The following is a 10594-nucleotide window of genomic DNA, read 5'->3' on the forward strand; positions in this document are numbered from 1 at the left end:
AAGGAAATCACCCAATTAATGCCGGGGGAGCCCGAAGCTGAAATAATCGAAATGGAAAAGGATTTACTTTATCTTCAAGAGAAACTATATAAATATCTTCCTTTAGGGGAATGCATAAAGTATAAGAAAAGAATTCAGGGAAATCGGAAGTAGTAAGGTGAAACAAACACAAATCACAATCTCCTTTGGCATCCATTTCGGAATAAAGTATTGAACTTATATCTTTACCGCCAAAAGATGTTTCGTGGGAAAGCGAATGTAACGCAGGTAAAATGCAGGCAGAAAGGATAATACCTCCCAGTAGTAAGCATATTTTTGTTCTCAACTTTCCCACAGATCACAAATCTAATCAACTGGTTCGTATAAAACTCCATTTCTATTCATAAATTGTATATAATCTAAGAAGTTTTCATTGGAAATATATAACAAAATGATTTATGATATCTCCCTAAATTATCGCTGAAAATGTGTGAAATTTTCTTTCAATTGAGATAGCACTTAAAATTTGACTTTAAAAATGTCGTCAAGGTTTCAAAAAAAAGTTCCTATTTCTTTGAAGTATTGTCATTGTTATTAACTGGGACTTGATTCGAACCAATGACCTCGGATTATTATTATAAATTGGCTTATTAACCTCTTGGTATTCGAAACACTAAACTACTCACTTCAATAATTTAATATTTACACTAATTTCATTTTTCATATTTCGAACCAAAAAAGCTTTCAAAATCAATGACTTGGAAGGCTTTTGTAATTATAGTGAGCCCGGCAGGATTGAAACCTTTTTACGCTCTTCCTAGTATTAGCAGCATATTCAGCCGATTAGATGTTGTAGGTAACCTTTTAGCTATCCTTAAATTTGAACTTGTTTGGTTCTGATTAGCTTCAATTGTATAAAAATACACATTTTTAATTCCTGAGAAAAAATTTCCTGCAGTAATCGAGGCACCAGTAATTTTTAGCCGATCATCATTGCCTTTCCCCCACCAGAAACAGTTTTTAGCACTTGCTGTATTCTCATTTATAATTATGTAATTTCATTTTAAGAATTTTGTCTGCTTTAGCCAATAAAGAACACCCAGGTTATGAAATCATCAGAAAATTCAATAAACCTATTTTCGTCCTGGGCGGGCACATAGAGAAAATCGCCAGGTTTAAAAGCTGCTTCCTGATAAAGAAGTTGAAATTTTCCCTTTCCTGATATTACCATACAAAATTCATCACGATTATGGGGAGTTTGTTTATCGATCAGGTTTGGTTTATAAATTTCTACGGAAAGTATATCTTTTTGAAAGAGGAGATAAATTCTTTTCCTGATGGCTCCAACAACTTTATTGCCTGGTGTTTTTCAATCCTATTAGTAAAATCCATAAATAATCAGTATTTACAAATCTTCTGTATAATGTCTTTTTATTTTCTCCTGGGAAAATTTCCTTTTATTATAGTCATTGGTTTATTCCGTGGAATGGATAAACTTTCCCACTTATCATTTATGGCCATTTACCTATATAATAATTTGTCCTATATGATATGGGTAATGTGCAAGTTATCGGTTAAGTGCCTCCATAATTGTATGACCATCATTTCGGATATATACTATATCTTCTAATTGTTCATCTTTAAGATTTGCGAGGGTACTAAGTAAACATTTCCACCCTTTATTCCAGTAATCTAGCAGTTCTTCCCAGGTAGTAATATCGTTTTCAAATTCGGCATCCCGATTAGGCTAGGGTTTTTCGCCGTCCGTAGTTCAAACTATTTAACAGTACTGGATAAATAACTTGTTTTCATAATAATATTATCAAAAACTACTCTGCGATATTTTGCTGGACAAACAAAATGGTAGAGCAATACCGAAACATTATTCGATTTGTGTATATACTTGCTCTCTGACATACACAAATAATATTACTTACGCTGCAAGCAGCGGGGAATTAAACCCTCAGAGATTAAATTTTAGACATAGGTACTACATATTTAGTTGCCTCCTGTTACAGCGATAAAAGTTCCGGTGGAATAGGATGATTTTTCAGAGGCTAACCATAATATAGCTTCTGCAACTTCTTGGGCCGCCCCTTCTTTTCATAGGAACATTGTTTTTAATTCTTTCTACACGCCCGGACTCTCCACCATCTGCATGGATGTCTGTGAAAATAAAGGCAGACCTTACGCCATTCACGCGTATTCCTTCAGAAAGTCCTATTGTAAAAACATCAATTGCTCCTTTTGAAGCCGCATAGTCTATGTATTCATTAGGTGCTCCCGTTTTAACCTTTTAAGTGTCTAAATTTGAACTTTTTTAGTGCCGGTCGATTTCATACTGTATAATAACATAATTAATAAATCTCCTTCAATATTTTAATCCTGAAATTCTAAATAATCTATACCGAAATTCTCACGCAGTAAACCTGGCACATTCTTCATGAATTTAATTTCAATAGTGTTAACTCCTTTCAACAGCTGAATTTCTCCCAAATATAACTTTTCCGTAACTAAATTAGGAGAATATCCATTCCAGGTCACTGGAGTACCTCCATTTACAGTAATAGAAAATTTCCCATAATCTTTTGCTTTCGTTAATTGTGCCATAGTACGTCTCTTCTCCTTCTTATCATACTCAAAACTCAATTCAAGAACTTTATCTTCTGCACTGGCAGGCCATAGAATTTGAGTATCCCCCCCCATTCCAAATTTGGATTATACTGGTAGATTAGTGCTTCTCTATTCCCATTTAGAACCTTTGTATCTTCCGCCTCCAGTCTTTTACCCGTCCATTTATTAGAAAAAAGCTGTGAACGGACTATGGTAACCTTACGTTTGGCACCGGATGGGTCTGGCTTTACCCATACTTCAGCCTGCGGATCCAGATAATAAAAGGTAGTCGGCGCATAATCTATCCGGGCAGCCTTGAACCAGTGCCACATTTCCATATCTAACTTCAGATGGTTATTGAAAGGAATCGCATCAAGTCCCCTCACCCGCAAATTCACCACGTAACCAGGTTTCATATTCCCGCTTCCATCTGGCTGACCTATATAGGGATGGGAAAAAATCTTTTCCCAACGCGACCAGGCGTACCCATAGTAATCTTCTGTTCCTGTCCCAAAATGGGAAGGGAATTCCTCGCCGTCTATATATATTTTTTCATCACCTTCTCCCCACCAGCCATTCAGGGTATTAAAAAGCGTAAGTACATCTCCAACATATACACCTTTCCCTTGAATTTCGGTATAATTAACATCAAAATGTTCTTCGTTTTTGCTGGTATAGAGCCCAGGGTAATTTTTCCAACTTGTCCCAAAATAAAGGCTGCGATTATCCCAGGCCCAAGTTTGATGCGACAGCTCAAAATCGATTAAATTCACAGTCTGATTGCCCAAATTGTGAATTTCAATTGTCGCTTTTTCCCTAAAAGGCATTATCCAGAAACAACTCAAATACCCTTCAGCATCTACCTGTTGATACCAATTTCTAACAGGCCGAACGTTATATCCTGTGCCGAAAAAGTCCCCAACCGGCGACCAGGTAGTTTTTTTGCCATCAAACTGAAATTTTACTACCGTGCTCCGAAGTCCCTGACTGAGGTCTTCAGCATCAAGTTTAAATCGAATTTTATTGATAGCCCGGCTTCCTTCAATATTCATCTTATAAGTTTCACCAGGCTTTATCCGAATATTTTCTGTCTCTTTATTTGTTTGTGTTCCATCGGCCGGGACATATTGCTGAGTATGTAAAATATCATTAGTTTTTTGAACCAGCTTAGTATTCTTTTCAAGGATCTCTTTACTGAAGGTTTCAATTGAGGTTCCTTTAGGATAACTCCGATAGTTTATATTATAAAAAGCAGCTTCATAATCTGGTGATTGCACTTTAATATCTACAAATTCGCTTTCATAAGTGATTTTACAGCTTTTCTCGTAAGGCAAAGGCAAATACAAATTGAAGCCCCTGAGCTTATAGGTAGATTCCTGCGGTTCTGAAGCGCTCAACGGATAGCCCACTAAAGTCGATTCCCCCAAAATCATTCGAGGATCTCCTTCTATTTCCGGAGTATCAGCATCGTCAAAGTAAAAGCGTAAAGTTCCATTTCCTCCGGTTTTGTTTCCGAAGGTGGCCCAAAACCTGACAATAGCATCGGGTCCTTTCTCATCTAAAAGCACATGTTCAGTCCTGCCATTATTGGTTTCCTTCCGAATAAAATTTGAATTATCCTTGTTGGCATACCACTCGCTACCTTTAGGAACTTTAGATCTCCGATCATAGCTACTGGCCTGACCCAGTTTAAACTCTGGGTTAGGAAATCGTGCTACAGATTCCCGGTGAGTCATTTCAGATAATAAACTCTGAAAACTAATTCTTTCCTGACCCAGAAAATCTGCAGAATAAAAAATAAAAAGAAAGAATATAAAAATTTCAATGAAGTGTTTATGCATGAATTGTATGTTTTATAAATCTGACTATGAAATTTTCATAAGAATTTATGCATTTAAAGAGCTCTGCTTATATCAAAATGAGCTTTTCCGTGAATATCAGTAATCTAATAATTTTCTTCCCCTGTTTTATTCTCATTAAACTGGTAGCCCAGCGACGGCAATTTATTTTCTCCAATCTCCTTGTTTTCCTCAGTCAGTGCGGCATTGTAACAGGCATGAAATCCAACAGTTTTCTCAGGCAAATTTTTCATTTCAACATAATCATAAAATCACTTACTATTTAAATTACCGCTTGATTCCAAAATTTCTTTTATTAGCATTTTCATTTCTTTTACCACCTTTGGATACTTTTCATAAACATTTATAGATTCATAAGGATCTTTCTCTAAGTCATAAAGTTGTGCGGGAGGGGCATTGTCCTTAATTATACCATTTTCGATATCACTGTTTTCTTGTCCTGTAAAAGGAAAGGCAGCAGCCCCGCCGAATGCATGGGCTCCAACCTTCTGCGCTGCAAAACCACCACCACCCTGTCCATCTATAAACATCCATTTACCTTTGCGAACAGAAATATGGTTTTTACTGGAAGGGCTTATTAGAAGTTTATTACGGATAGGTTTAGAAGATGCCCCCATAAATGCAGGTAACATGTTATAACTATCAGGTCCTTCTTCCTTTTTTAAATCATAATTTACCAGCGCGGCTAAAGTGGCAAGAAAATCTACATTAGATAATATCTCGTCTGATACTGTTCCTGCCGGAACCTTATCTGGCCAGCGAATAATTAAAGGCACACGATGTCCTCCTTCCCAGGCATCAAATTTGAAGCCCAGAAGTTCTCCATTTTGATGGTGACCTAATTCGTAAGCATGTTGACCTCCCTGATTTAACATACCGCCATTATCACTGGTAAGAATCAATAAAGTGTTATCGGCAAGGCCCTCGTCATCCAAAGTTTTCATCACTTCCCCCACCATCCAGTCCAATTCGTGAATAAAATCACCGTAACGCCCCGCCTCACTTGTTCCTATAAACCTGGGTGCCGGAGTAAAAGGATGATGAATATTAGTAGTAGCAAAGTAGAGAAAGAAAGGGTGATCTTTGTTTTCCTTAATATAACCAATAGCTTTATCTTTTAAAGTTGTCCCAACCATACGATCATCATATAATTGATGGGCGGATCTTCCGCCTCCTATTTCCTCCAGTCCAAATTTCTCCGGGAACCAGCGGGTTTCAGCGTGGGTACCATATACCATTGGATCGTTTGGAGTAAGTCCTACCACCTTATGGTTTTCTACATACACGAAAGGAGGGTGACTATTTAAAACGGGAACTCCAAAATAATAGTCAAAACCTAACTCTAAAGGTCCTGGTTTTAATTCTTTATTCCAGTCTATAGGAGTTTCGTTACCAAAGCCTAAATGCCATTTCCCTATGATTCCTGTTGAGTAACCTGCATTTTTCATCACTTTACCAACAGTCATTTGGGTAGTATCAATCACTAAGGAGGTCCTTAAAAAAATTGGCGACCACAAATCTTTGCGTGCCGGGTATTCTCCGGTAATTAAGGCATATCGTGATGGGGAACATACTGCTGAGGCCGAATGAAAATCTGTAAATCTTCTTCCTTCGCCCGCCAGCTTATCAATATTTGGAGTTTTTACCTTAGTTGCTCCATAGACCCCGGTATCTCCATACCCTAAATCATCTACATTTATAATTATAACATTGGGCTTGGTATTATTATCAATATTTTGAGCTTTTACATAATCCGCCCCATAGGTAAAAAGTAGAGCACACAACCACAATAGGCGTTTGTTTCTCTTTGCTTGTTTTCTCATTCGATAAATTTTGAACATTTTCATTTTTTTAATAACCAAGATTTATTTCCAAGTTAGCGTTCAATCCATTTAGTATACTGGGAAAGAACACCTGAAAAATCTGAAGCGGAAGGCATTCTTCTTGAGACCTTTCCTCAAACCTTCAACATGGTTCTTGTACGTTGTTAGGAATTAAAATAACCTCCATGTACCATACAAAGTTTAGGCATCATCATAAAACATATAGTCTGGATCTTTGAGTGTTTCAAACCCCAAAAATGTCCTTTTTTCACTAATCCCTGAAATCATCTATTTTTCTCCTACTGATTAATTTCCTTTAAAGCCGAATAATGTTTCCCTATTCGTTTTTTTATTTTTTACTATACTTTAAATAATCCAGACGTAGGTTTTTACCATCTTCTTTTTGGCCTTTCCAGTTTATTACGAGGTTTTGGATTCCAGGTTCTAATTGTACTGTTCCCAAGACTATCCTTTCAGTCTTTTGCTCATCAGAATCAGAATAAAAATTTATTGGTTGCAAATCTGTCCCATTTAGTTTTAAAGTGAATTCTCCACCTTGTTTTGATTTTATAATATTAGCTTCCACTTCATAAGTCCCTTCTTCAGGCCATTCAAAGTTGGTTACAAGCTCATTTTTATTATTGGGATTGGCATTCCATATAAGGATTTTATGTCCACTTACTTCTTTAAATAAATCCTCGTGAGTCCAGACATCAGAACCCCAACCGCCAGTGTTCTTTTCAATTTTCAAATCCTCTCCTTCTACCACACTTTCTTCCCTGTAAACCTCAAAAGGTGTTTCGTAGCCATATCTTTCCTCTACCGCAACTTGCCCCAGAGGATCCTTACCTCCTGGCTCTAGGTACCAGTATACAACTGTCGCATATTGAGTGGGCCAATGGTTAGGAAAATACTTTTCCAAATAACCATCAAAAGATTTCTGAAAAGGGATATTATCAATCACATGCCAGCGGTTCATAGGTTGATACCCCATATTGTCATTATCCTGTGTTTGACTATGAAAAGCATGTGCAAATACTGAAGGAATACACCAGGCATAACCAAAATAATCTTCAGTACCGGTTCCAAAAGTGGAAGGAAAATCTTCACCATCTATAAAGAATTTTTCGTCACCTTCACCCCACCAATGTTGCCCGGGTCCTCCTAAACTACAGCTTCCCCCCTTTGGGCTCCAAACATTTAAATGAGTACCAACAAATCTTCCTCTTCCTTCAGTTTCCAAAAGTGTCCAATCTGGCCAGCGTTCTTCTTTCAAAGGTTCAAGGTCACGGTGCCATTTAGCGTGAAATCTTCCCATACCCTGAACTTCCTCCAAAGATTCATGTGCAATCTCCATTTCAATTTCTACGTCTTCGCCATATTCGTTGTGAATTATAATTTCAGCTCCATCTTCATAAGGCATATACCAGTAACTGTACATCCAATCTTTTGTCATCCCCATAGGAAGAGTTTTATATTCGTTCCAACCCGGAGAAGTTCCAAAAAAATCGCCTAAAGGAGACCATACTGCAGCTTCTTCTTCTCCATCCCATTTAATTTTTAATACAACCTTACGCAATATTTCTTCTGTTTTTGAACTATCCTTAATGGTCACTCTAGCTTTTAGTGACGAGATAGCCCCGGCATCATTGAGCTTATAAACCTGTTTTTCTTCTCCCGCAGAAACCTGTTCTTGAATTTGAGCAACGGGATTTTCAGATTTATAAGGTGATTCACCCATGTCTTCAGCAAAAAATGAATTAACTTTTTCTAAGGCTGCGCGATTGGTTTCTTTTAACTGAGAATCAAAAGGCTCTACTTCTGTTCCCTCGGGAAAACTGATGTAATTAAATTGATAATATTGTCCCCATCCCGGTTCAGCAACCACCTTACAAGATTTTTTATATGTTATTGGCACATAATTGTTGAATCCCCTGGCATTGGTTTCGTAAACCAGTTCGGAGAAATCGAAGGCGGGAATAGAGGGCTTAAAATAGTCGATAAAAGGCAGGTCTACAACCGGTTCTTCCTGTCCATCTATATAAATTTTCACCTGTCCATTACGTGGACTTGCCGACCATATACGCACAATTGCACCTGGCCCTTCCATTTCTGCCAAAACTTCTTTGTCCCCTTCTTTCCTTATGAACTGCGGTTTTAAGCCATCGTTATTTGCATCCCATTTAATAAATTCTCCCGTTTCGGGATCTATTTTACTTTCGCGATCATAACTGGACCACATGGCACTATTTTCTCCCGACTCCGGCAATTTTGCGAGTGCTTTTAGATCTGTCAATTTATTGACCACTTCCAAATAGCTAACGCTTTTCTTTTCCTCTTCACAGGCTAAGAAAACAAAAACTATTAGCCATAAACTTAACTTTCTCATATTTAATTTTCTTATTTGGTATATGAACAGCATCCCTGTTCCTATTTTTATTATTGATTTTAATTATTTGAATTAGATATAATATTACTGCATGATAGATAAGTAAATTTGTTTTAAATCTTACCTATAAAAAAAGAGCTTGATAAAAGCCAAACCTTCCACACACTGTCTTCAAAAGGCCAGTTGTGCTATTATATTAATTATACCCAGGATTTTGCACCAAATTTGGATTTTCTGTTATATGGCTTCTTTGCAGAGGCATATAATAATGATCTTTCATAAAACTCCGAACTCTATCACCTTGTGCATTCTGAATTAAATAACCATAAGTATCACGAGATCTTATATAATAGGCTGTAAGCTTGTGAAACACACCACTTAGTTTTTCTTCTGCAGTCCTCCATCTTCTTACATCCCAGAAGCGAATTCCTTCGAAGGCCAATTCAATTTTTCGTTCATGTCTAATTTTTTCGGAGTCAATAGAAGTATGGAGTGGCATTCCCGCTCTGCCTCTAATCATATTAATGGCTTCCTGAGCCTCTGCAGGCCGATTTAATTCATAAGATGCTTCACCGAGGTTTAAATATATCTCACCTAAACGAAAAACAATGAAGTCGGTATCCGAATACCCACCAAGAGGAATTCCCCTTTCAGGCTGTAAATATTTCTTGACAAAAAAGCCGGTTTGAGTAGCACCAGCGTAGGGATCGGTATTAACATCTTTGCCCCTTCCGGAAAGGGAATTATCTCTGGGATCAGAACTAATATCTGAATCAATTGAAAAGTAAAATGTTTCTATTTCACTATCAATCCACGGAGCCTCATTATATAAAATGGATGCATGAAAACGAGGATCTTTATCCCTATATAACTCAAGGGTTGAAATTTCCTGATCATAATTAATAGAAGAACCAGGAGATCCGTCTATAAATTCATAGGAATCTACCATTTCCAGTGTAGGGTTTATAACACTGGCAACAAAAGGCTTATAAGATAATGGTTGATTATAATAGTCATAATCATGACCATAATCTTCGCCCACATATTTTTTCACAAAGATTACTTCAGAATTATTTTCTTCTAAAAATAAAGATTGATAATTCTGAACTTTATCATTAGGATACCGATTAAATAAAGCAAATCTTCCACTTTCAACTATTTCTTTCGAGGCATTATAAGATTCTTCATAGAAACGAGATGCCTCTGAAGAAGGAACACCTAGAATGCCGTCTAATTGCATAGAACCGTTTTTTGCAATACTTCCCGCATATAACATTGCTCTACTTTTAAGAGCTAAGGCCGCATATTTGCTAACTCGCGCATAATTTTCTGCATTGTATTCTTCTGGTAGTACTTCAATAATCTCATTTAATTCTTCCAAAATAAATTTATAGATCTCCAATTCTGTATTTCTACTCACAAAAAGATTCTGATCATCAACTTCTTGAGGTTCCGTAATTAGGGGAACTCCCCCGTAGCGCATTGCCAAATTGTAATAATGAAAAGCCCTTAAAAATCTCACTTCTGCAGAGCGATTTTCTACAAACTCTGGAGACAAATTGCTATTATTAATTTGCATGAGGAATTCATTATACCCCCTAATGATATTATATTCCCAATAACCTAAATAATCTCGATTAGCAATATTATCAGGATTTATAACGCCTAAAGTAAATACATTGAGAAGGCTACTCCATCCAAAACATGTTCTTGCTTCATCTGTAACAACAACATTTTTGTACTGAAAATCACCAAATACATCATTAAAATTCGTCACACTATATAAATGGGTTAAATAAGAGTCAACAAGATCTTCATCATTCCACACCTGGGCATCAGAAATAATATCTAAGGGCTCTTTATCTAAAGGATCTTCACAAGAGATAAACCCAACTATCGCTATGAACAATATGATTAATTTATTTTTCATG

Annotated in this window: 8 protein-coding genes and 2 pseudogenes; all 10 read right to left on the bottom strand. The window is 36.8% G+C overall.

From position 1 onward, the window contains the following. Nucleotides 1-7: 7 nt before the first annotated feature. The 10 genes and pseudogenes from RM539_RS18090 to RM539_RS18125 all read right to left on the bottom strand — a co-directional run bounded on the left by RM539_RS18090 (nt 8) and on the right by RM539_RS18125 (nt 10593). On the bottom strand, nt 8-334 hold the full coding sequence (locus tag RM539_RS18090; RefSeq protein WP_311504831.1) for a hypothetical protein: 327 nt from the start codon (nt 332-334) through the stop codon (nt 8-10). A gap of 726 nt (nt 335-1060) precedes the next feature. After that, nucleotides 1061-1318, bottom strand: a complete 258-nt coding sequence (locus RM539_RS20160) for a cupin domain-containing protein (RefSeq protein ID WP_432264644.1) — start codon at nt 1316-1318, stop codon at nt 1061-1063. A 228-nt stretch (nt 1319-1546) separates the two neighbouring features. Continuing rightward, nucleotides 1547-1711, bottom strand: a pseudogene (locus RM539_RS20165) (DUF1572 family protein); the annotation flags it as partial. Nucleotides 1712-1800: 89 nt separating this feature from the next. Beyond that, nucleotides 1801-1896: pseudogene (locus RM539_RS18095) on the bottom strand (IS200/IS605 family transposase); the annotation flags it as partial. 462 nt (nt 1897-2358) lie between these two features. Next, nucleotides 2359-2685 carry a hypothetical protein gene (locus tag RM539_RS18100; RefSeq protein ID WP_311504854.1) on the bottom strand — a complete coding sequence of 109 codons (327 nt, stop codon included), beginning with the start codon at nt 2683-2685 and terminating at the stop codon, nt 2359-2361. Continuing rightward, on the bottom strand, nt 2625-4433 hold the full coding sequence (locus RM539_RS18105) for a glycoside hydrolase family 172 protein (RefSeq protein ID WP_311504832.1): 1809 nt from the start codon (nt 4431-4433) through the stop codon (nt 2625-2627). The genes RM539_RS18100 and RM539_RS18105 overlap by 61 nt, the downstream gene beginning before the upstream one ends. A gap of 104 nt (nt 4434-4537) precedes the next feature. Further along, complete coding sequence (locus RM539_RS18110) at nt 4538-4684, bottom strand: hypothetical protein (protein ID WP_311504833.1); 147 nt, start codon at nt 4682-4684, stop codon at nt 4538-4540. 18 nt (nt 4685-4702) lie between these two features. Then, nucleotides 4703-6274, bottom strand: coding sequence for a sulfatase family protein (locus RM539_RS18115; protein ID WP_311504834.1), 1572 nt, complete (start codon nt 6272-6274; stop codon nt 4703-4705). 349 nt (nt 6275-6623) lie between these two features. Then, nucleotides 6624-8663, bottom strand: coding sequence for a glycoside hydrolase family 172 protein (locus RM539_RS18120; protein WP_311504835.1), 2040 nt, complete (start codon nt 8661-8663; stop codon nt 6624-6626). Nucleotides 8664-8859: 196 nt separating this feature from the next. Continuing rightward, the gene (locus RM539_RS18125; RefSeq protein WP_311504836.1) at nt 8860-10593 is read right to left on the bottom strand and encodes a RagB/SusD family nutrient uptake outer membrane protein; all 1734 of its coding nucleotides are present in this window, start codon (nt 10591-10593) and stop codon (nt 8860-8862) included. Nucleotide 10594: the final 1 nt, after the last annotated feature.

The organism is Autumnicola musiva (assembly GCF_031846585.1).
GTDB classification, from domain to species: Bacteria; Bacteroidota; Bacteroidia; order Flavobacteriales; family Flavobacteriaceae; genus Autumnicola; species Autumnicola musiva.